This window comes from Pseudomonas sp. AC252, assembly GCF_979258105.1.
In genome coordinates this window covers 4735530-4761659 of sequence record NZ_OZ409837.1, presented here as the reverse complement: position 1 = coordinate 4761659, position 26130 = coordinate 4735530, and the positions used below count along the sequence as shown (strand labels likewise).

Sequence of the window (26130 nt, the reverse complement as noted above, 5' to 3'; positions counted from 1 at the left end):
TTAAGACTCGTCTTAAAGGCCCAGCGAATCGAGGCTATTACACTGTCTACTCTTGATAGGAGAAACGATTCCGTGAGAGCCCTCGATACCCTCAATAGCTCAAAACCCCAGAGCAACGCCGCCATCTACTGCCTGACCATTCTTGCGCTGGCACTGATCGCCATGACTGTGGTCGCCGGCTACCAACTCAATGAACTGTTTCCACTGAAGGCTGTGGTGCAACAACAGGAGGTCCAACTCACCCAACGCGCCGATGCAATCCAGTCGATGAGCGCAGAACTGAAGCGCCTGGCGGAACAGAAACAGGTTTTGGAAACCGACCTGCTTAGCGCAAAGGAACAGGCGAAGGCCGCTGAGCACGCAAAAACCGAACTCGAAAACAATCGACAGGCAGCCCTGACCAGCGCGGTGTTAGAGGATGAAGATTCACTGTGCGCGATCATCGAGCAAAACATCCGACTTGTTGCGGACCAACTCAATCGCGACGATTTCTTCCGCCTGCGTGATGAGCGCGAAGCTGAAGCCGAAGCGGTACTTGAAAGCTATGAAAAACAACTCGCCAGCTGCATTGAGCAGTTGACAGCACAAACCGCATCGCCAGCACAAACTGACTCTGCACCCCATGCGCAGGACTTTGCTGCGCCGATCGAGCGCTGATCAAAAAGCCCTGGTAGCCAGGGCTTTACGTTTACTGATTAAAGTTTGAATTCCTTGGTCAATTTGTTCAGCGACGCGGCCAATTGCGACAGCTCCGCCGATGCGACTGCGGTCTGTTTCGATCCCTCAGCGGTTTCACACGAAAGGTCGCGAATGCTGATCAGGCTGCGATCCACTTCACGCGCAACCTGAGCCTGCTCTTCTGCAGCGGTTGCCATCAGCAGGTTTCGCTCGTTGATGAGATTCAGCGAGCCAGTGATGTCGGTCAGCACTTCGCCGGCGATATTGGCCATTTCGAGCGTTCTCTCAGCCTGAGCGCGGGTGTGGCTCATGGAGGAAACTGCGCGGCTGGTACCCGACTGAATGGAGCTGACCATGGACTCGATGTCCTCGGTCGACTTCTGAGTACGCTGCGCCAGCCCTCTCACCTCATCGGCAACCACGGCAAAACCGCGACCCGCCTCCCCCGCCCGCGCTGCTTCGATCGCTGCGTTCAAGGCAAGCAGATTGGTTTGTTCGGCAACCTCTCGGATAACGTCCAGCACGCTGCTGATATCGCTCGCCATGGTCGATAGCGCCTGCACCTCAGCCGAGGTGCTGTGCACGCTGGACACCATCAGGTTGATTGCGGCGACCGTGTCGCTGACCTGACTTCGACCGGCAATGGCTGCCGCACTTGATTCCGACGTCAGCTGCGAGGTCGATGCGGCGTTGTCTGCAACCTGCTCCACCGCTGCACTCATTTCAGTGACGGCGGTGGCGGCCATTTCGATTTCATGGCTCTGACGCTGAGTGATACGCGAGATATCTTCAGTGACGCCGTGCATGACCTCCGAGGTCTCGGCCAACTGCGTGGACGAATCACGGATCATGATCAAGGCATCTCGCAGACTGGTTTGCATCGCCGCCAATGACGACAGCATTTGCGCCGCCTCATCGGAGCCATCCAGCGCAATGGTTTCGCTCAGATCATTGGCGGCGATGCATTCCGCCACCCTTAGCGAGCCTGCAATGGGTACCGTCAGGCTGCGGGTATACAAAAAGGCCAGGGCCAACGAAGCACCGATCGCGATGAGAATGAACACACTGACGATCAACAGCGTGTGCTCATAGACATTGTCGGCCTGCTTGCCCGCCTCATAAGCTTCTATCTCGTTGAGAGCAATCAACTTTTTGAGCGCGACCTGTACGCCATCCGACGCCGCACGCATCTGATTCCTGGACAGCGCAATGGCCGCTTCAAGCTGCCCGTTCGCCACTGTTTCAAGGTATTGGTCCTGCGCCTGATCGTTGACCTTCTGTGCTTTGGCAAACTCCTCGAACGCCTCGCGCCCGGCGTCAGTCGCCAGCAGGTCAATGAGCGCACGCTGATGATTTTTGATCATCTGACGCGACTGCTGGATGTCAATCAGGGCCTGCGCTTTGCGCTCACTCGTTTCAATGGGATTGCGCAAGCGAGCGTTGTTGCCCTTGATTTCGACGAACTCTCGATCGAGTTGGCCGAGCAGCTTGATACTCGGCACGATCGTCGTCTCGACGTACGTTTCTGCCTTGTTGAGCAAGTCGACTTGCTGCAGAGCGATCAATCCGATCGCGATAATCATGAGACAGAACAAGCCGAAACACAGCGCCGAACGCGGCGCGAGATTGAGTTTACGAAGCAGCATGATGCCTTACCTTAGAGTGTATTCAAGACAATGGGGCAAACGAGTGGGCAGCAAAGCAGGCGCGCGGGAAGATGCCGCAGCTAGCGGTTGGCACACGAGGAAAGCGATGGGTCGGTCGAGGCCGGCTCCGCAATTTCCTTGAGCGCCGGGTCGGCCAGCATCAGAAAATCTGCCAGTCGCGGCAGATTGATTTTCGAGACCAGGCGCATCCAACGTTGCGGATGCGGGTTGAAGAAGGTCTTCGACCACTGGTGATCATCGTTGGGATTGAAAATCAGCAGATGACGAATCAGCGGATTTTCCCCGAAAAAGTCGAGCGGATCCATCGCCATTTCGCTGAGCAACTCAGCATTGACGACGACCAGGCTCAACCGTTGAGGGCAGTAATACGTCAGTATTTTCAGGTCACGATAAGTGCAAACGTTCAAGACGCTGAGACAGCCCAGCTTGTTGAACCGCTGTTCGATTGACTGACCTCTGCGCACATCGCTATCGGCGATCAGGATCCGCAAGGATCTACTGCGGTTATTTTCAAGAAACATCGGACACCTTTGGCAGCTCCATTCTTCCTTTCAAGAAAATAACCAAGGGCCAACCTGCCTGATATGAGACTTGTCTCAAAAATGAACGCAGGGATAGCTGATAAAAAGCCACACCTTGACGACAGCCCACGCGATCGGCGCATGGTCTGGCTCAGAAAGTGTTGAAGGAGGGATTTTGCAACGCAGGGGAGTCGCGACAAGCCAGAAGCGCGGGACGGTTCTGTGCGAACCAGACAATTCTCATTATTAACGCCCCTTTTTGTCAGTAACCTTGAAACAAGGGGCGCAGACTCATTCTTTCCAAGCCATCAAGGCAGCGTCATCGTCACTACGTAATTACCGCTCGTTATCTGGTGACCCTTGTTGTCCGTGAGCAGCAAGCGCTGGTCGTAATAATCGTCCTGCTCATGAGTATCGGCAATCACCTTCACAAACACCTGCTGGCGCGACTCACCTCGCCCTGCCGCACTGACGTTGTTCACGGTAAAAATCTGCCCGGTGCTTGCCTGGGGGCAATCAAGCAACTCGACAGAAGAATGGCTGGCGCCACTGGCAATGCAACTTGCCTCGACAATTCGACCGCTGAAGCGAATCACTCCGCTGACCGGCGCAGACTGGGCTGCGCTGACGGTGTCAAAACCGAGCAGGCAAAGGCAGGCAATCAATAAAGGACGTCGAATGATCATCGCGAAACTCCATGGTTATTAACCAAGGTATCGCCCGCTGCAAAATGATCTTTAACGTCAGCTTCAATGCAAGGCCAGTCGGATGGTCATGAGCCGATACGTTTACAGCTCGATCCGTTTGATTTTCTTGATCAGATCAGCCTGTGCATGCTCCAGCTTCAATGCACTGCGATTGAGGTCCAGCGGATCGATAACAGGCGCCTCGCACTCGGCTTCAAGCTCGTTACACGCCTCGATGACCTGATGCTCGGCAACAATGCGCGCCGCCCCCTTGATCCGGTGCGCCAGGTCAGCCAACAGCCCAGGATCGCTTTCGGGTATCAGCGAATGCAACTCCTCCAGATCCTTTTCACAACTCGACAGCGCCTCACGCAGGAGTTCTTTCATCATGTCGAGGTCGCCCCCGGTGAGCTCGTTCAAGCGCTCACGAATCGATCCCAGCTCCTTGCTACTCGCCGCAGGCAGGCTTTCGACAGGTTCGGTTTCGAGGTTCTTTTCCCAGCCTGCAAGCAGGGTCGACAATGTGCTGAGGCTGATCGGCTTGAACAGACAATCATCCATGCCAGCCTCTCGGCACTTCACTTTTTCTTCCGGCTGCGCGTTGGCGGTAAAGCCCAGCAGGACACATGGCGTTGCACCGCTTTCGCGTTCGTCGTGGCGAATGGTGCGGGCCAGTTCGTAGCCGTTCATGACCGGCATGTTGCAGTCCGTGATCACAATGTCGAACGGCTCCGAGCGCCACAATGCCAATGCCTGGGCACCATCGGCGGCATCACGCACCGCCTGGCCAAGGAAACTCAGCTGCTGCGTCAACAGCAGGCGGTTGGCGCTCTGGTCATCGACTACGAGAATCCTGAGTGTCGGGACCGGTTTGTCCTGAATAACCGAAACAGGCAGCACCTTGCCGCCGAGCGGGCTGAGAATGTTGAAGAACAGCGACACTTCCAGGCAGGTGCCTTTGCCCAGCGTACTGGTGATGTTCAGCCGCCCGCCCATCAACTCGCACAACGAACGTGAGATGGCCAGCCCCAGACCGGTGCCGCCCCTGTTGGACGGACCATGGTTGGCTTGGGAAAACGGCTGAAACAGGTTCTGCAGATCCGCGCTGGAAATACCGATGCCGGTGTCCTCGACCTTGAGGTCGACCTGCAAGCGTTCGTCAGCGAGGCGTTGACCACGAATCGAGACGCTGACATGACCGGTGTCGGTAAACTTGATCGCGTTACCCACCAGGTTCGAGAGCACCTGCTGGAAGCGCATCGGATCAACCAATACGTCACAGCCGACAGTGGCGTCGATGTCGAGCTTCAGCACCAGACTCTTCTGTCTGGCCAAGCCGTCGAACACCCGCGCCACGGATTCGACCAATTCGCGCAGGTTGGCACGTTTCGGCGAAAGGCTGACATGGCCGGACTCGATACGAACCACATCGAGAATATCGCCGATCAGTTCCAGCAGGCCTTTTGCCGAGTCATACGCCACCTCAATCGCCGGCCGATCGAAGTGTCCCTGCTCGGCACGCTTGAGGGTAAGTTCGAGCATGCCGATCACGGCACTCATCGGCGTACGGATCTCGTGGCTCATGGTCGCCAGGAACGTGGTTTTGGCGCGGCTCGACTCGTCAGCGAGCTCTTTCGCCGCACGCAACTCCTCGATCAGTTCACGGCGTTCGCTGATATCGATCCAGCCGCAGATCACGCCTCTGACTTCACCCGCCGTGTCGTGATACGGCTGGATCCAGTGGTAAATGATCAGCCGCGTATCACCGACATGCAGTGTGCGATCCACCTCGTAAGGTTCATCCTGTTCGATGACGCGCAGGTAGTCGTCGTGAAATTGCAACGCCTCCTGACGATTGCGCTTGCCGCTTTCGAGCACGGTCTTGCCGATCACATCCTTTTCTATCAGGCCAAATGTCTGCAGATAGTTGTTATTGCAGGTGACAAGTCGACCTTCCCGATCACGAACGTAAATGGGGTGCGGCGTGCCGTTGATCAACGCGCCCATGAACTTCAACTGATCGCCGAGCAATCGCTCTGCCCGGCTGCGTTCACGGATCTGCCGGCGAATGTAGAAATTCCATGCCACCGACCCGAGGATGATCAGGAACGCGGCAGCGCTGATCTGGTAGATCAGCGCCTTGTAGTCGCGCCACGACAATCCGGAAAATGCTGCAATGGGACGCCACCGATTAAGGATCACGTCCAGCTCATCCGGCGGAATGCTCAGCAGTGCCTTGTTCAGAATGCTGACCAGTTCGGTATCGGCACGCCGCGCGGCGAAGGCGAGGAAGCCTTTGTTCATGCCGACGATGTTGGAGATGCGCAAGCTGTCGCTGTAGATGTGCGCGATGTAGTAACGCGCACTGTGCAGCGTGGTAATCATCGCGTCCGCACGTCCATTCTTCACGTCGGCCAGCGCACCCAGGACTGTTTCGTTGTCGACGATCTCGATGTCGGGATAGTCCTTGAGCAGCTCACGCTCCGCCGAGCTTTCGGGAACCGCGACTCGCTTGCCGCGCAATTCCTGCAGGCTTGAAGGCGCGCCCGGGTCCTTGGCGGTGACGATCACAAATGGGCTGGCGAGGAACGGATGAGTGAAACGCATGCCGACTTCCCGCGAGACGGTTGGCGTCAGCAGCGAGATATCGGCACTGCCATCCAGCAGACGCGTACTCAGGCTGGAAAAACTGTCAGTGCGTTCTACGTTGATCTGCAAACCGGTACGCCGTTGAATCAGCTCCAGCAGATCAGCACCGATCCCGCCAAAATTGCCATCGCCATCAAAGAACGCAAACGGCGCCTGATCGTCATTGATGACGAAGCGCGCGACCGGATGCAGCTCAAGCCAGCGGGCTTCGCCGGGTGTCACATCAATACGTTTGGGCGTCAGCGCCCCGCCGCCGCCGGACCAGCGCTTAGTGATCTCCGCAATCTTCGCATCACCCAGCGACTCGAGGGTCGAGTCGATCAGACGCAGCAATTGGTCGTTGCCCCGGCGCAAGGCAAAGCTGAAACCGCTGGTTTGGGTTTTGACGAAAGAGTGCAGCCGCACATAGTTGAAGTAGTTGAGGTTGATCAGGTAATTGCTCGACACCGTATCGCCGAGAAACAGGTCGACCTTGCCAAAAGCCAGCGCAGCCAGTGCCAACTCGTTGGATGGAAAAAGCACGAACTCGGCGTTGGGGTATAACCCGTGCAATTGACTGGATGGCAGGTAATCGTCGGCAACCGCAATACGCAAACCGGCCAGATTGGCCGGCATCGGTCGCCGATCATCGCCGCGCATGAATATCGCCGGCACGTCGTCGACATAAGGTTTGCTCAGCGTGACGAGGCCATCGATCAATTCGAAACTGTTCGAGCTGCCCAACAAGTCAATGTCACCGCGTTCGAGTGCGGCCATTGCGTCACGCCTGTCGGGGTAGGCCTTGACGGTAATTTCAACGTGCAGGGCCTGACCGATAATGCAGGCGATATCGGCGGCAATCCCCTCATAGCGCGTACCGCTTGCGGTCATGACATAAGGCGGGAAATCCGGGAGCGCCGAGCCCAACACCAGGCTGCGCTTCTGCCGCAACCAACTCCAGTCTTCATTGGCCAGATCGACTTGCAGTTCCTTGCAGTCCGATCGACCGAACACCTGCAGAGTGCGCGGCTCTGCTGCCCACAACGACCCGCTACCGAACACGAAAAGCACACTGACTAGCAAAACACCGCGCAACAGATGAAACATAAGCGAGTTATCCCTGGTTGTCGGCTGTCAGGCTGTGCTGCAACTTGAACAGCTCTGCGTCACCACGAATGCCAAGCTTTTTGAAAGCGGCCTGTTTTTGCCCACTGATGGTTTTGCGACTGCGCGAGAACTTCAAGGCAATCTGCGTCACCCCCATCCCCTCGAGACAACAGCGCAAGACTTCTTTCTCTTTAGGTGACAGCAGAGGATTACTGAGGAAATCGTCGCTGTGCGCCGCGCTCTCGTCTTTGGCACCGGCGGGTTCTTCGATCGATGCTGGCAACACGTCAAGCTCAAAGGCCATGGTGGGAGACAGGTACAACTGGCCGGACGCTGCACAGCGAATGGCAGTAATCAGGTCATCGACCGACTGTGACTTGCCGAAGAATCCACTGACGCCCGCCCCGACCGCCATGTTCACCACTGCCGGGCGCTCTTCTGAGGAAGAGACGAGGATGCGCATGCCCGGATATTGCTTGCGCAGCAGGCGGATCAGATTGAGCCCGTCCAGCTCCCCATCGTGCAGTTTGTAATCGAGTATCAGCAGGTCGATGTCGATTTCGCGCAATCCGGCGAGCAACTGCGCGCTGCTGCCATACACACCTACGACACTGAACTCGGCTTCGCGCGTCAGCCGTGATTTCATCGCCAGACGTATGAGCGAATGATCATCAAGGATGGCAACGCGTAACGGATTCACGACTGACCAATGCATGAACAGCTCCATGATGAGGAGGGTTGGAGGACCATCAGCACTTGGCAACCGCAGCAAATCCCGGGCATCACCGAAGCATTCAGGTGCATCTGATTGATTTCTCGGCACATGATGAGTGTTTTAAAGGCGTGACGAAATAGGGCTTTGTCCCAAAAGTCAGAATGCCCGCTCACATCAGCGGTCGGATGTGCCTATTGCGCGGCGCCAGGATGACTTCTGACCCTCGAAACGCCAGTCGACCAAATGCGCCCAATTCATCGGGCGAGCATAGAAGAAGCCCTGCCCCCACTGACAACCAAGCCGCGCCAGATGATGAACCTGGTCGGCGGTTTCAATGCCTTCTGCGACCACGCGCATGTCCAGCTCGCGTGCCAGAGCCAAGGCCCCGTGGATTACCGCGCTGTACCGAGCCTGATGGAAATTCTGCACGAAGCCGGCGTCAAGTTTGATTTCGTTGAACGGCATCTGGCACAGCCGCTCAAGTGAAGAATAGCCGACACCGAAATCATCGATTGCCAGACTGAAGCCGAGCATGCGCAGACGCACCATGTTTTCCATGCTGATCTCGGGCATCTGCAGCAGGCCGGTTTCGGTCAATTCGAAGATGAGACCGGCTGGCGAGGCGCCGTGGATGCGCAACAGCGCCTTGATCCGGTCGACAAGATTCGGGTTGGCCATCTGCGTCACGTCGAGATTGAACGCCAACTTGAATGGCTTGCCGTGAGACTGGACGAAGCGCTGCAGACTCAAGCCTTGGGTGAGCAGGCTGAAAAACATTTCATCGAGCAGACCGCAACGCTCGATCGTCGGCAAGAACATGCCTGGCGAGAGCAAGCCGCGACTGGGGCTCTGCCATCGCACCAGCACCTCGGCGCCATCCACCTCACCACTGCGCAGATGAAACTTGGGCTGGAAGTAGGCGCGAAATTCCTGACGACGTATAGCTTCGAGCACTTCGTTCTCCGAAGGCTGATCGAGATGACTTTCCACCACCTTGGCATCGCCGGGAGTGTGCGGCCGATAACGAGCCAACAATGGCCCCAGCACATCGACCATCAGCGGCTTGCCGACACTGCCAAGCAATTCCAGCCCCTGCAACGTGACAATCCGGTCAACCGTGCGCAACAAGTCTTCAGGCAGTGAACTGCAGATGATCACTGCACGAATCAAACCGGCCTCTCTCGCCAGGCGCAAGAACGTCAAACCATCCATCCCGGCCATGCTCAAATCACACAACGCAACGTCCACGCCCCCTGCCTGGGAGATCACAGCCAGCGCATCCTTGCCGTCAGCCGCCTGAAAGATATTTTTGTACCCCAGACTATTAAGCGCACTGACCGCTGCCGTGCGCTGGAAGGCGTGATCTTCCAATACCAATATACGAAGCGTGTTCACTAACCGAGAACCTCTTTCTATCAGCCATTAATAGTGGAAAGTCTGGATCAACTATCAAGCAGGACGCTCGCTCACAAACTTTGCATTGACTGAGAATTTCTGCATCAGCGAATAGTACCCAGTGCACGGCTGCGCAACCTTGAGAATTGTCTCAATTGGTTCTCCACAATAACTAATAAGAAAATAGAGTTACGCGTTAAGCGATATTGCTGGCGTGATCGCACTTGCCACGCTTTAAGACAAATCCCAAAGACCTACCACCACCGCCGACCTAACATGGCCTGGCATTTCAATGCAGCACTTCACAATAACTTCGGATATAAACATGAAAAAGTTCGCTTTCGCAGTACTCACTCTTTCCGTACTGGCTGCCTCCACTGGCGCAGTGGCTGAAGAAGCCGCCAAAGCTGTCAAGGGCGGCAGCGGTCAAATCAGCTTCACCGGCGTTATCAATAACGACGCCTGCTCGGTAGACGGCGCTTCGGGTAACGACAAGATGATTGCCGTGGACATGGGCAGCGTTTCGATCAAGGACATGGGCACCGACTCTGCCCCGGGCGCCGGTCGTGTGGCTGCCAACGATTTCAACCTGAAAGTGAACTGCAACGCCGGCACCAAGGTTTCGATGCTGTTCAAACCAACCGTCAATGGCGGTTCGGGCCTGGTTGATGGCAAGAAAGTTCTCAAGCTGCAGGGTGCAGACGCGGCCAAAGGCGTTGGTATCGCCCTGCTGGACAGCAATGGCCAGTTGATCGACCTGAGCTCCGAAGCCACTGCCAAAGTGCAGACCAACCTGACTGGCGACGCAACCACTGGCGGCGACGGCACCCTGTCGTTCGCAGCCGCTTACGTCACCACCGGCGACAAGACCACCGCTACTGCAGGTACTGGTAACGCCACTCTGCCGTTCGTTCTCGAATACGAATAAGCAGCGCGCAATACCTGGACGGGGCCGCTGTGCCTCGTCCTTCCCGAACAGATTAATCGGTGAAATCTATGTTAAGTCGCTACTTTCCGCTTTGCCTGGGGCTTGCCGGGGTGTTGATGACGCACTCGGCATTCGCCAGCATCTCCTTGAGCTCCACCCGGATTATCTTCGATGGCGCGCACAAAGAGGCGAATGTCACCGTGCGCAACGGCGGACAAACCATTCTGGCGCAATCGTGGCTGGATGCCGGCGACACGGCTGGCAGCGCACCGCCTTTCGCAGTTACTCCACCACTGGCCAAACTTGAGCCCAATCAACAGCAATTACTGAGGATTCTTTATGAAGGCCGCGGCATGCCTGCGGACAAGGAGTCGGTGGTATGGCTGAACGTGCAGGAAATCCCCCAGGCCAGTGCTGCCGATGTCAACACGCTGCAATTGGCGGTACGTCAGCGTATCAAGGTCTTCTTCCGCCCGGACGGACTCACCGGTGATGCCGCAAAGGCACCGGAGCAACTTGCATGGCAATTGGTCATTCAGGCTGGCAAGTCGGTGCTGAAAGTAAAAAACCAAAGCAACTACCACGTGTCGCTGGCCGATCTGAAAGTCGTTGCAGGGAAAAAAGCGGAATTGGTAATTGATTCGACAATGATCGTTCCAGGGGAAGTTCGCTCATTCAATCTGAAAGACCTGTCAGCTGGTACTTCGCATTTGAGTTTTTCAGCAATTAACGATTACGGCGCACAACAACGATTCGATGCACCACTAAGCGTTGCCGAAAGCCATGCCGAGCGCGTGAAAGATGCCTCCGCCCAGTAAATCCCCCGCCCCACCCTGCCAACTTACAAGCTATTCACAAGTTCCGGACTCCGGTTGAAGCAACACGGACTGATAAGGCAAATTGCATGTTTTCCTCCCAACACCACACATCTGAAAGTTGTGTTAAGCATCATGTTGCGCGCCAGAAAAACAAAGCGGCGTTGGGCTGCCTGCATCCATTGTGCTTTGCTATCAACATGGCCATTTGCGGATTCGCCGTGGGCGCCGAAGCCCCGGCCGCAGTGGCGAGTGAATCTTTCAATACGCTGTTCCTTGAAGGTTCATCGGCGGTCGATCTGCAACCGTTGCTGAATGCCAACAGCGTCTTGCCAGGCCAATACCGCGTCGACGTGTTCAGCAACGGCACGCTGGTCGGGCGTCGCGATATCGATTTCGCGGCCAACCCGGTCAACGGCAAAGTCGAGCCACGCATCACCCTGGAACTGTTGCAGCAGCTGGGTGTGGACATGCGCAAACTGCGTGAGCAGGGTCTGGTTGACGAGCAACACCCTGCCGATCACTACGACCTGCCTGCGATGATCGAGCAAGCGAGTCTCAATTTCGATGCCAACCGCCTGCGCCTCAATATCAGCGTGCCGCAGGTCGCCATGGCGCGTGGCATGCGCGGCTATGTAGATCCAGAGCTTTGGGACCAAGGTGTGGCCGCCGGGTTCATCAACTACCAGTTGAGCAGCACCCGCAGCAAAACCGATTACGCCACGCAAATATCCAATAACCTGGGGCTGCGCAACGGTATCAACTTCGGCGCCTGGCGTCTGCGCAACGAATCCAACCTGAGCAGCTCCACCGGCCGGCCCAATAGCTTTGTCAGCAACCGCACGTTCATCCAGCGCGACCTCACGGCGATCAAGGGGCAACTGAGCGCGGGTGAAATCTTTTCCGACTCGGATCTGTTCGACAGCGTGCGCTACCAAGGCGTCAAGATCGCTTCTGATGAAGGCATGCGTGCGGACAGTGAGCGCGGTTATGCACCGATCATTCGTGGCGTGGCGGAAACCAATGCGAAGATCGAGGTCCGCCAGGACAACTACATTCTCTACACCACCAATGTACCGCCGGGTCCGTTCGAGATCAGTGATATCTACCCATCGGGCTCCAACGGTGACCTGGAGATCACCATTGTCGAAGCGGATGGTCGGCGCAAGGTAACCCGGCAGGCGTTCTCCGCCCTGCCGACGATGGTGCGTGAGGGGCAACTGAAGTACAGCCTGTCGAGCGGCAAGTTCAACAACAACAGCGAGGGCTATGACAAACCGGCTTTCCTTGGGGGCACTTTCGCCTACGGCTTGACCAGCAATCTGACGGGCATTGCCGGCATTCAGGCGAGCAACGGCTTCAAGGCGCTGTCCATCGGTGCGGCGAAGAACACCTCGATTGGCGCGATGTCCCTGGACGTTACGCAATCGTCCAGCAAGGCATTCGGCAAAACCACCCAGGGCAGCAGTGTCCGCGCGCTTTATGCAAAGACCTTCACCGGTACCGATACCAGCTTCACCCTCGCCGCCTATCGTTATTCGACCGAGGGTTACCGCACGCTGACCGACCATGTGCAGGACACCAGCGCCGGCGCTACGCGGCGCGCGGGCAATGCCAAGACCCGTACCGACCTCACGGTCAACCAGACCCTTGGCGAAGCGCGCCAGTTCGGCTCGCTGTATTTGAATGCCAGTGACCAGCGCTATTGGGATCGCGGTGGCTCGCGCAGCTTTTCCGCCGGCTACAACAACAATTGGCGCGACCTGAACTACAACATCAGCCTGAGCAAAACCCAGGAATTCGGCGCACGCGGTGACACCACCAACGACACGCAATTGAGCGTTTCAATTTCCTTCCCGCTCGGATCGACTCCACGCGCACCGCGTGCCTACGTTTCCAGTAACCATCAGAACGCCGGTACCAGCACACAAGCCGGGATCAACGGTTACCTGACCGAGGACAGCGACACCTACTATTCCGTGCAGACCGGGCGCAGCGTCCAGGGCGAGCGCTCTGGCTCGCTCAGTCTGAGTACCCGTACGTCGATGGGCGATCTGGGCTTTGGCTACAACCGAGGCAGCGGCTATGAGTCGCAGAACCTGAGTGCGGCCGGATCGATCGTGGCTCATGCCGGCGGCATCAATATGGGCCAGACCGTCGGTGAAACGTTCGGCCTGGTGGAAGTCCCCGGCATGTCGGGCGTCGAAGTCAGCAGCTATTCGGGTGTGAAAACCGGCCTGAACGGCTATGCGGTTCTGCCTAACGCGCAACCGTACCGCGTGAACTGGGTAACGCTGGACACGCGTAACCTGGGCGGTGAGATCGAGCTGGACAATGCCACCCAACAACTGGTGCCAAGACGCGGTTCGGTGGTTCTCGCTCGTTTCGAAGGCAGCAAAGGCAGACGCGTCCAGTTTGAGCTGTACGATGCCAACGGCCAGGCGATTCCATTCGGCGCAGTACTACTCGATAGCGAAGGCAAACAACTGGCCCTCTCAGACCCGACGGGCAAAGCCCTGGCGCTGGTGACTGAAGATCACGGTGTCATCACCATCAAGTGGCAGGGCAAAAGCTGCCCCGTGCCGTACAAGCTGCCGGAAAAGGTCGAAGGCTTGAACTACGAGCAATACCGGTTGGCTTGCTCTACCAACGGGAAGTAACTCCATAGCCGGCTTCGAGACTGCCTGGTTGGCTGAGGCAAGGATCACTTCCTGACTATATTGCTCGGTGCCTTGGCGGTATGGTGGTTTGCCGTCCGCCGAGAAATCCCGAATGCCGAAGAAACCACCAGCCAGTAACAACACCGCCAGTGCAGCCGACATCGAACGCGCCATTCTGGCCTTGAACAAAATGGCCGAACGCCTGTGGGGCGACGGGCGTGAAGCCGAGGCCAAGGCGTTGCTCGATGCGCTGGATGCGTTGAACCGCGCCCTCGACCGGATCCGCATTGGTGAAAGTCGCAGGGCCGTCACCCTGCACTGAATCAGACCTGATAAAACTCGCGATACCACTGCACGAACGCTTGCACGCCCTGCTCGATCGGCGCCTGCGGGCTGAAGTCGATGCAGCGTGCCAGCGCCGACACGTCGGCCCAGGTCTTCAGCACGTCGCCCTCCTGCATCGGCAGATACCGGCGCTGCGCCTTCATACCCAGTGCCTGCTCCAGGCATTCGACAAAGCTCATCAGCGCTACTGGACTGCCGCGACCGATATTGAGCAGGCGATTGGTGCCGCGCTCGGCGCTGAGTGCGGGCGGTTTGTCGAGCAAGCGCAAAATCGCTTCGACGATGTCGTCGACATAGGTGAAATCACGCGCCATCTCGCCCTGGTTGTAGAGGTCGATGGCGCGCCCGTGCAGCATGGCTTCGGTGAATTTGAACAACGCCATGTCCGGTCGACCCCACGGGCCGTACACGGTGAAAAAGCGCAGGCCGGTAGCCTGTAATCCGTAGAGATGGCAGTAGCTGTGCGCGAGCAATTCGTTGGCGCGTTTGCTCGCGGCGTATAACGAAACCGGCTGGTCGACCGGGTCATCTTCAGCAAACGGCATCTTGGTATTGGCGCCGTACACCGAACTGCTCGAGGCGTAGATCAAGTGCTCCGGCGGATGGCGACGGCAAGCTTCCAATACGTTGAGAAACCCGACCAGATTCGATTGCGCATAAGCATCAGGATTGTCGAGCGAGTAGCGCACTCCGGCCTGCGCGGCCAGGTGAATGACCTGTTTGAAGTGGCCGTGCGCGAACAACGCGGTCAACGCAGCCTGATCGACAATGTCCAGCCGCTGGAAAGTGAAGTTGGCCAGCGTTTGCAATCTCTGTACACGCGCCTGTTTAAGTTCGACGTCGTAGTAAGCGTTGAGATTGTCGACACCAACAACCTGAAAACCTTCGCAACATAAACGCATGACCGTGTGGTAACCGATAAAGCCTGCTGCGCCCGTTACCAGAACACTCATGATTACCTCGGCTCACCGGTTTTACTTCAGGGGGATACACACCGTCGAATATTTGCCCGTAAAAGACGGAAACTATTCATAGACGAGCTTAGTTGCCAGGGCCAGCAGCATCCGACGCAAGGCGTTTAACAAACCAACTTCTTACGAACCGAAAGATGTACAGTTGAAACTAATTTGCTATCACCCGCTTCATCTATCTCGCACGACTTCAATAACTTATAAAAGTTTAAAAAATCCGACGAACAGAATTGGCCCTTGTGAATCAATGACCTACAAAACATGGCCATCACCAGCGGATGAAAGGTAATGTTTTTGACTGTTATCAATTGACAGCTAGCGCAGACTGGCCGATAACTTAGCACTGCCCGATGAGCTCGCGCCGACGCGCACTTTTCTGCTTTCTGGCTACTTATGTAATTGGATCCTGAAGGTCGCAACTGCGAACCGTGCGGTAGCTTTGCTCAAACAAAAGCACGGACTCGTTATAGCCAAGACGGCCACGGATATAACAATAACCGAACCCGATTGATTCATTTTTGAAACACTTCTTCTGCCAATAAACATTGATGCATCTGGCTCGGCACCTTGCCTTGATCAGCCTACTACCTACTAGCAAGCATGACGGCTCGTCCCACGCTATCGGCCGCCCTGCTTAAACGATCGCTATGTATGGAGTACTCCAGCATGCTAACGGTTTGCCGCAACGGTTCTAACTGGTATTTATTGCAGTGCAAGCCCCGCCAGGATGAACGGGCACAACTCAATCTGCAGCAACAGAACTATTCGACCTTTCGGCCGCAGCTGATGAGCGAGCGCAGTATTCGTGGCAAACGCCAACGAACACTGGAATCGCTGTTTCCCGGCTACGTGTTCATTCAACTGAGCCGCGACGACAACTGGGCACCGATTCGCTCGACCCGCGGTGTCAGCCGCATCGTCGAATTCAACCATGTGCCCGCCCGCGTCGACGAAGACGTGATCGCACAACTGCGCGAACGCAGCCAGGAGTCGCTCGGTTTTCCTGCCGAGCCGACGCTCAAGCCCGGCGAACCCCTGCAAATCGTCCAGGGCCCACTGTCGCCGCTTGAAGGCGTGTTCCTGTCCATGCAGGGCGATGAGCGCGTAATGATCCTGCTCAATTTCCTCAACCGCCAACAGCATGTCAGCGTTCCGCTGAGCTACCTCGAACGCCAGCGACAATAGTCCGGATCCGCTTCGCCCTGACCCCGACCCCCTTCATCAGGAGCGTGATCAATGGCTCTGAGGCCTCGCTGTTCCCTGATTTTAGCCGTCGCCTGCTGCGCACCCGAAGCCTGGAGCGTCGAGCCGCAAGCGATCAATGTCTACGGCTTCGATTTCACCCCGACCTTCGCCTTGTCAGAAAGCTACGACGACAACTTTCGCGAAGTCGAACACGATGTCGAATCGACCATGGTCACCCGCCTGGCGCCCGCCTTCGAGCTCAAGGCCGAGGATCGCAACAGCGCCACGCGAGTGATCTGGGAACCAACCCGCTACATCTATCACAGCGCTTCGGATGCTTCGAACACCGCCCAGCGCCTGCGTGCCGACAGCATCATGGAGTTCACTGATCGGCATCGACTGAAACTGGAAGCCGAGGCGCGCAAATACGAGCGCACCACCTCGACCGCCGTCGACGGCATCAACGACAAGATCGAGAGCCAACGCGTCGGCGGCGTCTACACCTTTGGCGCGCGCAGTGCGCTGAACCAGATCGACCTCGGCGCCAGTTACGCAAGGCTGCGCTATGACAACGCCGACGGCATCAATGATGACAAGGAACGCGACACCAGCAACCTGTCCACCACCTGGTATCACCGCCTCGGCAGCAAGACCCGCAGCCTGCTCGAATATGACCACACCCGCTTCGATTACCTGCAATCGAACAGCCCGCGCAGCAGCCGCTCCGACGCAGTGCTGGCCGGTGCCGAATGGGACATGACGGCGAAAACCACCGGCAAGCTGCGCGTCGGCTACGAGCGCAAGAACTTCGATCAGAGCGGTTCCGACGACCTGAGCAACCCGACCTGGCAAGTGGATCTGGCGTGGAAACCGCGCACCTACTCGACCTTCACCTTTCTCGCGCGCCAGGCCATGGCCGAAGGCGACGACGGCTCCGACGCGGTGAAGGCCACCTTCACCCAGATCGGTTGGCGCCACGGCTGGACCGAGCGCATCACCACCGTCGCCGAAGCCGGCATGGGCCATTACGTCTACGAAGGCCAGGACCGCAGCGACGATCTGCAGGATTACAAACTCGGCGTGAATTACGAAATGCGTCGCTGGCTGGACGTCGAAGTCGCCTACCGCCACCGCGACAACGACTCTGATGCCGACAACGAGAGCTTCACCCGCAATGTTTTCCAGATCACGTTTGACGTCAGTCTGTAGGAGGGTTGGCCATGCACACGCGCCTGATTCTGCTGTTGTTGCTGCTCTGGACAGTGCCCACGGTCGAGGCGGCGGACACCGACACCAATTACCGCCTGGCCGCTGGCGATGTCTTGCGCATCATCGTGTTCGGCGAGCCGGAACTGAGCTTCAAGAAGATTCGCCTGAATGACGCTGGCACCTTCTCCTACCCGTTTCTCGGCGAAATCGTCGCCAAGGGCCTGACGCCCAATCAGGTCGAACAAAAGATCGTCGACGGTCTCAAGCAAGGCTATCTGGTCGATCCGAAAGTCAGCCTCAGCCAGATCGAATACCGCCCGTTCTACATCAATGGCGAAGTGCAGAAGCCCGGCAGCTACCCCTTTCAGCCGGGGCTGACCCTGGAAAAAGCCATTGCGCTGGGCGGCGGCCTGACCGAACGCGCCTCGATGAAACGCGTGACGATTTTGCGCGGCAGCGGGGGCCCACCGGTCACTGAAAACATCTCGCGCACCACCGTCATCGCCCCCGGCGACACCATTTCCATTGCACAAGGCTTTTTCTGATCATGGACAACAGCCCAAGCACCTACCTCGAACGTCCGCTCCAGGGCCACTTGCCAACGCAAGCCGCCGAGGAGTCGGACACCCTTGATCTGCTGCACCTGTGGCGAGTGATCTGGTCGGCGAAGTGGAACATCGCCTGGCTGGTGCTGCTCAGTTGCGCGCTGGCCGTGGTGGCGCTGTCGTTTATCACGCCACAGTACGTCGGCAGTGCGACGCTGCTGATCAAGGACAAGACGCCGCCGGTGTTGAGTTTTCAGCAAGCCGCCGAATCCGGCGGCGCCACCACCACTGATTACTTGCAGACCCAGCAAGCACTGCTGCAATCGCGGGAGCTGGCCGAGCGCGCCGTGCGCAAACTTGGCCTGACTACCAACCCGATCACCGATCCACGTCAGCAGGAGCAGAGCTGGTTCACCCCGCGCCAATGGCTGGCCGACCTCAATCGTGACCAGTGGCTGCCATGGCTGGACCTGCTGCCGCCGCCGAAGCCGCCAGCGACCGAAGAACAAGTGTTCAACGACGTCACGCAAAACCTGATGCTGCACACCAGCGTCAAATTCGTCGGCAAAAGTCAGTTGCTGGAAATCGACGTCGAACTGCCCGACCCGACCCTCGCTGCGGCGGTGGCCAACGCCCTCGCCCAGGGCTTTATCGACAGCCAGCAGGACACCAGCCTGAAGTCTTCGCAAAACAACACCAGTTGGATGAACACCCGCCTGGTCGAACTGCGCGACAACCTTCGCATAGCCGAAAACAAGTTGCAGGCCTACCGCGAAGAACAGGGTCTGGTTGACGTCGACGGCGTCGCCACCATCAGTGCCAACGAGCTGCAAATGACCGGCAACCGCATGATCGACGCGCGCCGCGATCGCGCCGAAGCGGAGAGCCAGTTCCGTCAGGCGCAATCCCTGAGCAATGGCGACATCAGTCGTTTGTCCAGCGTGCCGGCAGTGCTGAGCAATCCGCTGATTCAGCAATTCCAGGCTGATCTGGCCAAGGCTCAGGCCAAAGTCGAAGAGTTGTCGGGCCGCTACGGGCCGAAACACCCGGCGCTGATATCCGCCCGTTCCGAACAGCGCACCGCCGCCAACAGTCTGCGTCTGCAAGTGCAGCAAGTGGTCGCCGGCATCGAGCGCCAGTATCAACTGGCAGTGGCCAGCGAAGACGCGTTGCGCAAATCCTTCAACAGCAACAAGGCGCAGATTCAGGACATTTCACGCAAGGAATTCCAGCTGCGCGAATTCCAGCGTGAAGTCGACAGCACCCGGGCGCTGTACGAAACCTTCGTCACCCGCCTCAAGGAAACCGCTGCCACCTCGGACATGGACTCAGCCAAGGCGCGCATCGTCGACCCGGCGATCGCGCCGCTGGAAGCGAGCAAACCGCGCAAGAACCTGATTCTCGCAATTGTTGCGCTGGTGGCTGCGGTCGTCGGCGTCGCCCTCGCCTTCCTCTTCGATACCCTGAGCAACACCTTCAAGACCGACGACACCGTCGAGAGCCTGCTCAATGTGCCGCTGCTCAGCGTCGTGCCGCTGGTGATGAAAAAGAGCCGGCGGCAGTTGGCGCGGCTGTTCGAGGACAACGACCACCCGCGCTTCTGCGAAACCATCCGCAACCTGCGCACCTGGCTGATGCTGCAAAACAACGAACGCCCGGCGCAGGTGGTGCTGGTCACGTCTTCGGTGTCCGGCGAAGGCAAAAGCACCATCGCCAACAATCTCGCCTCGTCGCTGGCGCCATTGGAACGGGTGCTGCTGATCGATGCCGACATGCGTCAGCCGACGCTGTCGCTGAACTTCGATTTCCCGCCGCAGAGCCCCGGCCTCGCCAACCTCATGGCCGGTACAGCGCGGCTGGAAGACTGCATCCGCAGCGTCGGCAATCTCGACATGCTCCCGGCCGGCTGCCTGACGCCATCGGCGCTGGACCCGTTCGACGCACCAAGGCCGCAAGCCTCAAGCAGTTCGAGCAACGCCGTTGCGCCCGCGCAGGATTTGCTCAGCTCGCCGCGCCTCGGCCGGCTGTTGCAGATTCTCAAGTCGCGCTACCGGCACATCATCATCGATTCGCCGCCGGCAGAAATCGTCAGCGACGCACTGTTGCTGGCCCAGCATTCCGATGCGGTGATCTACGTGGTCAAGGCGCAGAGCACACCGGTCGGCCAGGTGCGCAAGAGCATTGCCGTGTTGCAGCAGAGCCAAGCGCCGGTGTTCGGCGTGGTGCTCAATCAGGTCGACCTGCGCAAGGCGCGCAAGTACGGCCATGGCCATTCCCGTTCCTTCTACGACTACGACTTCGCCCCGCGCTGATCCTCCTGGCCGTGCCGCCTGGCAACAGCAAATCCTTCCCTGTTCGACGAATCGGAGATCGCGCCGATGACCTCGCAATATTCCGCGCAAATGGCACACCGTCGTGGCCTCACCTTCTGGGTGCAATGGTTGTGCGCAATGACTTTGGTCAACCTGTTGCTGATCGTGCTGGTGCACTGGCGCATCGGCGAATTGCCCAGTGAGTACCGCTTGCTGATCATCCTCACCGTGCTTGGCTCGATGCCGGTCTACGGCCTGGTGCAGGTCTACCACAAGCGCCATGGCCTGCTGGTCGGACTGGGGCGGTTGCTGGCCGGCTGGCTGATTCTGCTCGGCCTGCTGATGAGCATCGCCTTCGTCACCCAGACCAGCGCGTTGTTCTCCCGCCAGGTGGTGATTGTCTGGGCCGTGGTGGGTTTTCTCGCCCAGGCGGCGACGTTTCTGCCGCTGCACCTGTTCGTGCGCCTCTACACCAAGATGATCAGCAACGAGCGCCGCGCGGTGATCATCGGCACCTGCCCGACCGCCCATGAACTGGCGCGCAAACTGCTCGACCCGGATCGTGCGCTGCTGCTCGGTTTTGTCGCGGCGAAAGCCGACAGCGGCCCGGCGCCGAGCATCCTGCCGCTGCTCGGTGAGGTCGAGGACATCCGCGAAATCATCACCCGCCTGCAGGCGCGGCGCGTGTACATCGTGCTGCCGATGGCCGAGGCGGCAACCATCGAAGCGTTGTACATCAACCTGCTCGACATGAACGTCGACGTGGTGTGGATTCCGGATCTGGGCAGCATGGTCCTGCTCAATCATTCGATCTCCGAGATCGAGCGGATGCCGGCGATTTATCTCAACGAAAGCCTGCTCACCTCGCACCCCGGCAGCCTGTTCTGCAAGGACCTGTTCGAACGCAGCGTCGCCGCGGTAGCGCTGATTCTACTCAGCCCGCTGCTGCTCGGCGTCGCCATCGCGGTCAAGCTGACGTCGCCGGGGCCGGTGCTGTTCAAGCAGAACCGCCATGGCTGCGACGGCGAAGTGATCCGAGTATGGAAATTCCGCTCGATGCGCGTGCACGACGATCAGCAAGTGCGCCAGGCCACCCGCGACGACGACCGCGTCACACCGCTGGGACGCTTTCTGCGGCGCAGCTCCATCGATGAGTTGCCGCAACTGTTCAACGTGCTGTTCGGCCACATGGCGCTGGTCGGCCCGCGTCCGCACGCGGTCACGCACAACATCTATTACACCGGCAAGGTGCGCGCCTACATGGCGCGGCATCGGCTCAAGCCGGGCATCACCGGGCTGGCGCAGATCACCGGGCATCGCGGCGAAACCGAGACCGTGGAAAAGATGCAGCACCGGGTCGCCCAGGACCTCAATTACATCAATCAATGGTCGCTGTGGCTGGACATCAAGATCCTGCTGAAGACGCCCTTCACCCTGTTCTCGAAAAACATCTACTGACAGCGGCCAGCGCTCTGGCCCACCCCCGCCACGCATGAGGTTTTCCCATGAATGTGAGTGTATTCGGTATCGGTTATGTCGGACTGGTCCAGGGCGCCGCGCTGGCCGAGGTCGGCCACAACGTGCTGTGTGTGGATGTCGACACGGCCAAGGTGCAGGCCTTGAATGACGGCAGCCTGCCCATCTACGAGCCGGGCCTGAAAAGCCTGGTGCGGGACAATCATCACAGCGGTCGCCTGCAATTCGGCAGTGATCTGGCCGCGGCGGTGAAACACGGCGACGTGTTGCTGATTGCCGTCGGTACGCCGCCGGACGAGGACGGCTCGGCGGATCTCAAACACGTCCTCAGCGTCGCCCGGACCATCGGCGAACACCTGCGCGGCGAGCAGATCATCGTCGACAAATCCACGGTGCCGGTGGGCACGGCGGATCGGGTGCGCGAATGCATCAATGCAATCCTCGGCGAAAGCGGCCGCGCTGCGCTGCGCTTCGACGTGGTCTCCAACCCTGAATTTCTCAAGGAAGGCTGCGCGGTCGACGACTGCATGCGCCCCGACCGGATCATCATCGGCACCGACAGCCCGCGCGCCGAAGCGCTGATGCGCGAGCTGTACGAACCGTTCAATCGCAACCGCGAAAAGATCATCGTCATGGACGTGCGCAGCGCCGAGCTGACCAAGTACGCGGCCAACTGCATGCTGGCGACGAAGATCAGTTTCATGAACGAGATGGCCGGGCTCGCCGAAAAACTCGGTGCCGACATCGAAATGGTCCGCCACGGCATCGGCTCGGATCCGCGCATCGGCTACCAGTTCATCTACCCCGGCATCGGTTATGGCGGCTCGTGTTTTCCCAAGGACGTGCGAGCGCTGATCCATGCCGCCCACGGCGTCGACATCGATGCGCGCCTGCTCCGCGCGGTGGAGTCGCGCAACAACGAGCAGAAAAGCACGCTGTTCCACAAGATCGCCGAGCACTTCAACGGCGCGCTGGAAGGCAAAACCTTTGCGCTGTGGGGCCTGAGCTTCAAGCCCAACACCGACGACATGCGTGAAGCCCCCAGCCGCGTGCTGATGGAAGCGTTGTGGCGTGCCGGCGCCAATGTGCAGGCGTTCGACCCGAAAGCCATGGAGCAGGCGCAGCAGCTTTACGGCCCGCGCGATGACCTCACGCTGGCGGGCACCAAAGAGGCGGCGCTGAAAAATGCCGACGCGTTGGTGATTGTCACCGAGTGGCAATCGTTTCGCGCGCCGGACTTCGAACTGCTCGCCCGTCAGCTGAAAAATCCGCTGATCTTCGACGGGCGCAACCTGTTCGATCCGCAACGCCTCAGCGCACGCGGCTTCACCTACATCAGTGTCGGCCGACCGACATGCGCCGCCGAAGCACAGGATCTCGCGTCATGATCCGCCTCGAGCTGCTGGACCGTTATTCGCCGGCCCTGCTGGACTCCAACCGGGCGTTCTCCTTTCTCAACTTCGCCTCGATCGGCAGTTTCATTCGCCAGCCGCCCCCGTCGCTGGCGTATTTCTGCGACGGCATGCTGATGTCCGGGTTCATGTCGCGCATCACCGGGCGCGCGGTGCAGCGCGTCAGTTTCGATTTCACCTCGATTGCCGACCCGGTGTTGCGCGAGTCCGAGCAGCGCGGCAAGCGCGTCTATGTGGTCGGTGCGAAGCAGGCAGAGCTTGATCGCTTCGTGGAAAAACTCGGTATGCAGTATCCGCGCCTGCAACTGGTCGGCGCGCACAACGGTTATTTCGACGCCAAACAAGGCGCAGCGATCCAGGCTGACATTCGCCGGCAGCGGAGCAACCTGCTGCTGGTCGGCCTTGGCGCCGGTCTGCAAGAGCGCTTTGTCCTTGATGCACTGCGCGGTGGCTTCCGCGGCGTGGCGTTCACCTGCGGCGGTTTCATTCGTCAGGAGGCCAATGCCAGCGAACGTTACTACCCCGCCGCCATCAATCGCCTGCACCTGCGCGCCTTCTACCGCATGTACCGCGAGCCGCACACGATCAAGCGTTACCTGCTCGACTACCCGAGCAATGCCCTGCGCCTGACCGAACTGATTCTGCGCCAGCAAGTGGCAATCAATGTCACTGCCCCATGAGGATTGTGCCGATGCATATTCTGTTCACGCTCAAGGATTACCAGACTGGCGGTGGCGTCGAGTGCGTGCAGCAACGCCTCGCCGAGCAGTTTCTGGCGGACGGTCGACGGGTGAGTTTTTTCGTCATGAACGGCGACTCGCCCAATGTCGACGGCGTGCCCAGCATGGCCGGTGGCGGCACCGGGCTCGCGGGCTGGCTGAAGTCGATCGTGCTGCTGCGCCGGCTGATTCGCCGTGAGGGCGTGACGCATCTGATCGGCGCGAAGGAGCAGGCCAATCTCTGCACCTGGTTTGCCACGCTGGGCAGTCCCTGCAAAGTCATTTACACCCGCCATGCCGCACTGGATTGCGCCGAGCAGAACACCGGGCGCGCCAGCCTGCGTCTGTTGTACGCCTTGTACCTGTGCGGCAGCGGCAAGGTGGTCGCGGTGTCCCACGGTTTGCGCCAGTCACTTGCCGGGTTGATGCCGTGGGGGCGACCGCGCATCCGTTATTGCCCGAACGCGGTAATCAGCGAGCAGTTGATGCACGCGGCACAAGCGCCGCTGCCCGGTGGCGTGCCCCATCATTACTGGCTGGGGATCGGCCGACTGGTGCAAACCAAGGGCTTCGATCTGCTGCTCGCAGCCTATGCGCTGGCGGCACAACAACGCCCGCTGCCGTATCTGGTGATTGCCGGCGACGGCCCGTTGCGCAAAGAGCTTGAGGCGCAGGCGCAACGGCTGGGCATCGAACGCTTGGTGCATTTCACCGGGCATCTGCGCAATCCCTATCCGTTGATCCGCCATGCGCAGCTGTTGGTGCTCAGCTCATTGCACGAAGGCTTGCCGACGGTGCTGGTCGAGGCGTTGGCGTTGGGCACGGCAGTGATTTCCACTGATTGCGGCAGCGGACCGCGCGAGTTGCTCGATGATGGACGCCTCGGCCGTTTGGTCAGCGTGAATGATGTTCCGGCACTGGCCGAGGCAATGCTCGACAGTCTGGCCAGCCGCGAACCCGCGACGCCGGCGCGACGCTCGGTCAGCGAAGCGATCCTGCCCTATACCAGCCAATACGCCGCCCAGGCTTATTACCAGGTGTGGAACCGATGAAAAAGCTGCTGATCATCCTCCAGGACCTCGGCGCCGGTGGCGCGGAGAAAATGATGGTGCGCCTCGCCGGTGCCTTGGTTGAGGCCGGCAACGAAGTGACACTGCTGATGCTCACCGGTGCCGGCATCAATCAACCGGCGCTCGACCCACGGGTCAGGCAAGTGCTGCTCGACAGCCCGCGCAGCGCCGCTGCCGTGCCCGCTTTGATGCGCTTTTTGCGCAGCAACCGCTACGACGCGCAACTGGCGGTGCTCACTCATGTCAACGTCGTGGCGATTGCCGCCGCCGCACTGTCCGGTACTTTGGCGCGGCTGCATGTCAGCGAGCGCAATGCCTTTTCGCGGGACAAGCACGTCAACCCGGCCCTGTCGGTCAAGCTCGCTTACTGGCTGGCGCCGTGGTTGTACCGGCTGATTCCCAACCCGGTGATCTGCGTGTCGCAAGGCGTTGCCGAAGATCTGGTCGACACCACCATCGCCCGACCGCGCGACGTGACCACCGCCGACAACCCAGTGCTCGACAACGATTTTCGCGACAAACCAGCCGCCGCCCCCAGCCATCCCTGGCTGAAGGACAAAACCACCCCGGTGATCGTCGCCGTGGGTCGCCTGGCGCAGCAAAAGGGCTTCGACACTCTGATCGACGCCTTCGCCCGCCTGCCACAAGGCGATGCGCGGCTGATCATCTTCGGGGAAGGCGCCTTGCGCGGCGAACTGCTTGCCCAGGCGGCAGCGCTCGGCGTCGCAGGGCGTTGTGATCTGCCGGGGTACGCCAGTGACCCCATTGCCGAAATCGCTCGGGCCGATTGTTTTGTCTTGTCGTCGCGTTTCGAAGGCAGCCCCAACGCCTTGGTCGAAGCCCTCTCGACCGGCACGCCGGTGGTAGCGACACGCTGCCCGTATGGCCCGCAGGAAATTCTCGCCGATGGCGCCGTTGCGCCCTTGGTCGAGGTCGACGACCCCGCCGCGCTCGCCGCCGCGATCAGCCAACAATTGGCCACGCCGCGAGCCGCGCATCGCCAGCGGCGCATCGAGGCGGCCTCGCGCTTTGTCAATGCTCGCGCGGTGCAGACCTACCTCAAGGCGTTGCTCGGGAGGCGCTGAG

General features: G+C 59.1%; 21 protein-coding genes. 14 read left to right on the top strand and 7 right to left on the bottom strand.

Features of this window, described 5'->3' with window-relative positions; translation table 11 throughout:
• Positions 1-72: 72 nt before the first annotated feature.
• The gene (locus ACZZZ4_RS21865; protein ID WP_262138196.1) at positions 73-657 is read left to right on the top strand and encodes a hypothetical protein; all 585 of its coding nucleotides are present in this window, start codon (positions 73-75) and stop codon (positions 655-657) included.
• Positions 658-695: 38 nt separating this feature from the next.
• Here the strand turns inward: ACZZZ4_RS21865 and ACZZZ4_RS21860 are convergent, their stop codons facing one another.
• From ACZZZ4_RS21860 to ACZZZ4_RS21835, 6 genes are all read right to left on the bottom strand, one after another.
• Positions 696-2324: a methyl-accepting chemotaxis protein gene (locus ACZZZ4_RS21860; protein ID WP_463548745.1), complete on the bottom strand. Its 1629-nt coding sequence runs from the start codon at positions 2322-2324 to the stop codon at positions 696-698.
• A gap of 80 nt (positions 2325-2404) precedes the next feature.
• Entirely contained in the window at positions 2405-2866 is a 462-nt protein-coding gene (locus ACZZZ4_RS21855; protein ID WP_463548744.1) for a hypothetical protein, read from the bottom strand.
• Between the two features lie 308 nt (positions 2867-3174).
• Positions 3175-3552 carry a type 1 fimbrial protein gene (locus ACZZZ4_RS21850; protein WP_016774580.1) on the bottom strand — a complete coding sequence of 126 codons (378 nt, stop codon included), beginning with the start codon at positions 3550-3552 and terminating at the stop codon, positions 3175-3177.
• Positions 3553-3654: 102 nt separating this feature from the next.
• The gene (locus ACZZZ4_RS21845) at positions 3655-7287 is read right to left on the bottom strand and encodes a transporter substrate-binding domain-containing protein (RefSeq protein ID WP_463548743.1); all 3633 of its coding nucleotides are present in this window, start codon (positions 7285-7287) and stop codon (positions 3655-3657) included.
• Between the two features lie 7 nt (positions 7288-7294).
• Complete coding sequence (locus tag ACZZZ4_RS21840; RefSeq protein WP_016774579.1) at positions 7295-8002, bottom strand: response regulator transcription factor; 708 nt, start codon at positions 8000-8002, stop codon at positions 7295-7297.
• 174 nt (positions 8003-8176) lie between these two features.
• Positions 8177-9397 carry an EAL domain-containing response regulator gene (locus ACZZZ4_RS21835; RefSeq protein ID WP_129998637.1) on the bottom strand — a complete coding sequence of 407 codons (1221 nt, stop codon included), beginning with the start codon at positions 9395-9397 and terminating at the stop codon, positions 8177-8179.
• Positions 9398-9722: 325 nt separating this feature from the next.
• Here ACZZZ4_RS21835 and ACZZZ4_RS21830 point away from each other — a divergent pair, with 325 nt between their 5' ends.
• The 4 genes from ACZZZ4_RS21830 (at position 9723) to ACZZZ4_RS21815 (ending at position 14122) form a co-directional block, all read left to right on the top strand.
• Entirely contained in the window at positions 9723-10325 is a 603-nt protein-coding gene (locus ACZZZ4_RS21830; RefSeq protein WP_129998636.1) for a fimbrial protein, read from the top strand.
• A 68-nt stretch (positions 10326-10393) separates the two neighbouring features.
• Complete coding sequence (locus ACZZZ4_RS21825; protein ID WP_463548742.1) at positions 10394-11143, top strand: fimbrial biogenesis chaperone; 750 nt, start codon at positions 10394-10396, stop codon at positions 11141-11143.
• 197 nt (positions 11144-11340) lie between these two features.
• Positions 11341-13800: a fimbria/pilus outer membrane usher protein gene (locus ACZZZ4_RS21820; protein WP_463548741.1), complete on the top strand. Its 2460-nt coding sequence runs from the start codon at positions 11341-11343 to the stop codon at positions 13798-13800.
• A gap of 112 nt (positions 13801-13912) precedes the next feature.
• The gene (locus ACZZZ4_RS21815; protein WP_039760340.1) at positions 13913-14122 is read left to right on the top strand and encodes a hypothetical protein; all 210 of its coding nucleotides are present in this window, start codon (positions 13913-13915) and stop codon (positions 14120-14122) included.
• 1 nt (position 14123) lies between these two features.
• On the opposite strand, the gene ACZZZ4_RS21810 is transcribed toward ACZZZ4_RS21815, so the two are convergent.
• Positions 14124-15098, bottom strand: coding sequence for an SDR family NAD(P)-dependent oxidoreductase (locus ACZZZ4_RS21810; protein WP_463548740.1), 975 nt, complete (start codon positions 15096-15098; stop codon positions 14124-14126).
• A 684-nt stretch (positions 15099-15782) separates the two neighbouring features.
• Between ACZZZ4_RS21810 and rfaH the strand changes: the two genes are divergently transcribed.
• From rfaH to ACZZZ4_RS21765, 9 genes are all read left to right on the top strand, one after another.
• Positions 15783-16301 (top strand): transcription/translation regulatory transformer protein RfaH, encoded by a 519-nt coding sequence (rfaH, locus tag ACZZZ4_RS21805; RefSeq protein WP_039760334.1) that lies wholly within the window; start codon positions 15783-15785, stop codon positions 16299-16301.
• A gap of 51 nt (positions 16302-16352) precedes the next feature.
• Positions 16353-17510, top strand: a complete 1158-nt coding sequence (locus ACZZZ4_RS21800; RefSeq protein WP_463548739.1) for an outer membrane beta-barrel protein — start codon at positions 16353-16355, stop codon at positions 17508-17510.
• An 11-nt stretch (positions 17511-17521) separates the two neighbouring features.
• The gene (locus ACZZZ4_RS21795) at positions 17522-18055 is read left to right on the top strand and encodes a polysaccharide biosynthesis/export family protein (RefSeq protein WP_130909790.1); all 534 of its coding nucleotides are present in this window, start codon (positions 17522-17524) and stop codon (positions 18053-18055) included.
• A gap of 2 nt (positions 18056-18057) precedes the next feature.
• Positions 18058-20367, top strand: coding sequence for a GumC family protein (locus ACZZZ4_RS21790; protein WP_463548738.1), 2310 nt, complete (start codon positions 18058-18060; stop codon positions 20365-20367).
• A gap of 66 nt (positions 20368-20433) precedes the next feature.
• The gene (locus ACZZZ4_RS21785) at positions 20434-21825 is read left to right on the top strand and encodes an undecaprenyl-phosphate glucose phosphotransferase (protein WP_463548737.1); all 1392 of its coding nucleotides are present in this window, start codon (positions 20434-20436) and stop codon (positions 21823-21825) included.
• Between the two features lie 47 nt (positions 21826-21872).
• A complete protein-coding gene (locus ACZZZ4_RS21780; RefSeq protein WP_415762597.1) occupies positions 21873-23231 on the top strand; it encodes a UDP-glucose dehydrogenase family protein in 1359 nt (452 codons plus the stop codon).
• Positions 23228-23935, top strand: a complete 708-nt coding sequence (locus tag ACZZZ4_RS21775; protein WP_463548736.1) for a WecB/TagA/CpsF family glycosyltransferase — start codon at positions 23228-23230, stop codon at positions 23933-23935. Before ACZZZ4_RS21780 ends, ACZZZ4_RS21775 begins: the two co-directional genes overlap by 4 nt.
• Positions 23936-23946: 11 nt before the next feature.
• Positions 23947-25026, top strand: a complete 1080-nt coding sequence (locus ACZZZ4_RS21770) for a glycosyltransferase (RefSeq protein WP_463548735.1) — start codon at positions 23947-23949, stop codon at positions 25024-25026.
• On the top strand, positions 25023-26129 hold the full coding sequence (locus ACZZZ4_RS21765) for a glycosyltransferase (protein WP_463548734.1): 1107 nt from the start codon (positions 25023-25025) through the stop codon (positions 26127-26129). The genes ACZZZ4_RS21770 and ACZZZ4_RS21765 overlap by 4 nt, the downstream gene beginning before the upstream one ends.
• Position 26130: the final 1 nt, after the last annotated feature.

What these genes read in the sequence shown, in the direction of transcription:
- ACZZZ4_RS21860 (WP_463548745.1), bottom strand. Translation starts at nt 2,324, where the DNA reads ATGCTGCTTCGTAAACTCAATCTCGCGCCGCGTTCGGCGCTGTGTTTC.
- ACZZZ4_RS21855 (WP_463548744.1), bottom strand. Translation starts at nt 2,866, where the DNA reads ATGTTTCTTGAAAATAACCGCAGTAGATCCTTGCGGATCCTGATCGCC.
- ACZZZ4_RS21850 (WP_016774580.1), bottom strand. Translation starts at nt 3,552, where the DNA reads ATGATCATTCGACGTCCTTTATTGATTGCCTGCCTTTGCCTGCTCGGT.
- ACZZZ4_RS21845 (WP_463548743.1), bottom strand. Translation starts at nt 7,287, where the DNA reads ATGTTTCATCTGTTGCGCGGTGTTTTGCTAGTCAGTGTGCTTTTCGTG.
- ACZZZ4_RS21840 (WP_016774579.1), bottom strand. Translation starts at nt 8,002, where the DNA reads ATGCATTGGTCAGTCGTGAATCCGTTACGCGTTGCCATCCTTGATGAT.
- ACZZZ4_RS21830 (WP_129998636.1), top strand. Translation starts at nt 9,723, where the DNA reads ATGAAAAAGTTCGCTTTCGCAGTACTCACTCTTTCCGTACTGGCTGCC.
- ACZZZ4_RS21825 (WP_463548742.1), top strand. Translation starts at nt 10,394, where the DNA reads ATGTTAAGTCGCTACTTTCCGCTTTGCCTGGGGCTTGCCGGGGTGTTG.
- ACZZZ4_RS21820 (WP_463548741.1), top strand. Translation starts at nt 11,341, where the DNA reads ATGGCCATTTGCGGATTCGCCGTGGGCGCCGAAGCCCCGGCCGCAGTG.
- ACZZZ4_RS21815 (WP_039760340.1), top strand. Translation starts at nt 13,913, where the DNA reads ATGCCGAAGAAACCACCAGCCAGTAACAACACCGCCAGTGCAGCCGAC.
- ACZZZ4_RS21810 (WP_463548740.1), bottom strand. Translation starts at nt 15,098, where the DNA reads ATGAGTGTTCTGGTAACGGGCGCAGCAGGCTTTATCGGTTACCACACG.
- rfaH (WP_039760334.1), top strand. Translation starts at nt 15,783, where the DNA reads ATGCTAACGGTTTGCCGCAACGGTTCTAACTGGTATTTATTGCAGTGC.
- ACZZZ4_RS21800 (WP_463548739.1), top strand. Translation starts at nt 16,353, where the DNA reads ATGGCTCTGAGGCCTCGCTGTTCCCTGATTTTAGCCGTCGCCTGCTGC.
- ACZZZ4_RS21795 (WP_130909790.1), top strand. Translation starts at nt 17,522, where the DNA reads ATGCACACGCGCCTGATTCTGCTGTTGTTGCTGCTCTGGACAGTGCCC.
- ACZZZ4_RS21790 (WP_463548738.1), top strand. Translation starts at nt 18,058, where the DNA reads ATGGACAACAGCCCAAGCACCTACCTCGAACGTCCGCTCCAGGGCCAC.
- ACZZZ4_RS21785 (WP_463548737.1), top strand. Translation starts at nt 20,434, where the DNA reads ATGACCTCGCAATATTCCGCGCAAATGGCACACCGTCGTGGCCTCACC.
- ACZZZ4_RS21780 (WP_415762597.1), top strand. Translation starts at nt 21,873, where the DNA reads ATGAATGTGAGTGTATTCGGTATCGGTTATGTCGGACTGGTCCAGGGC.
- ACZZZ4_RS21775 (WP_463548736.1), top strand. Translation starts at nt 23,228, where the DNA reads ATGATCCGCCTCGAGCTGCTGGACCGTTATTCGCCGGCCCTGCTGGAC.
- ACZZZ4_RS21770 (WP_463548735.1), top strand. Translation starts at nt 23,947, where the DNA reads ATGCATATTCTGTTCACGCTCAAGGATTACCAGACTGGCGGTGGCGTC.
- ACZZZ4_RS21765 (WP_463548734.1), top strand. Translation starts at nt 25,023, where the DNA reads ATGAAAAAGCTGCTGATCATCCTCCAGGACCTCGGCGCCGGTGGCGCG.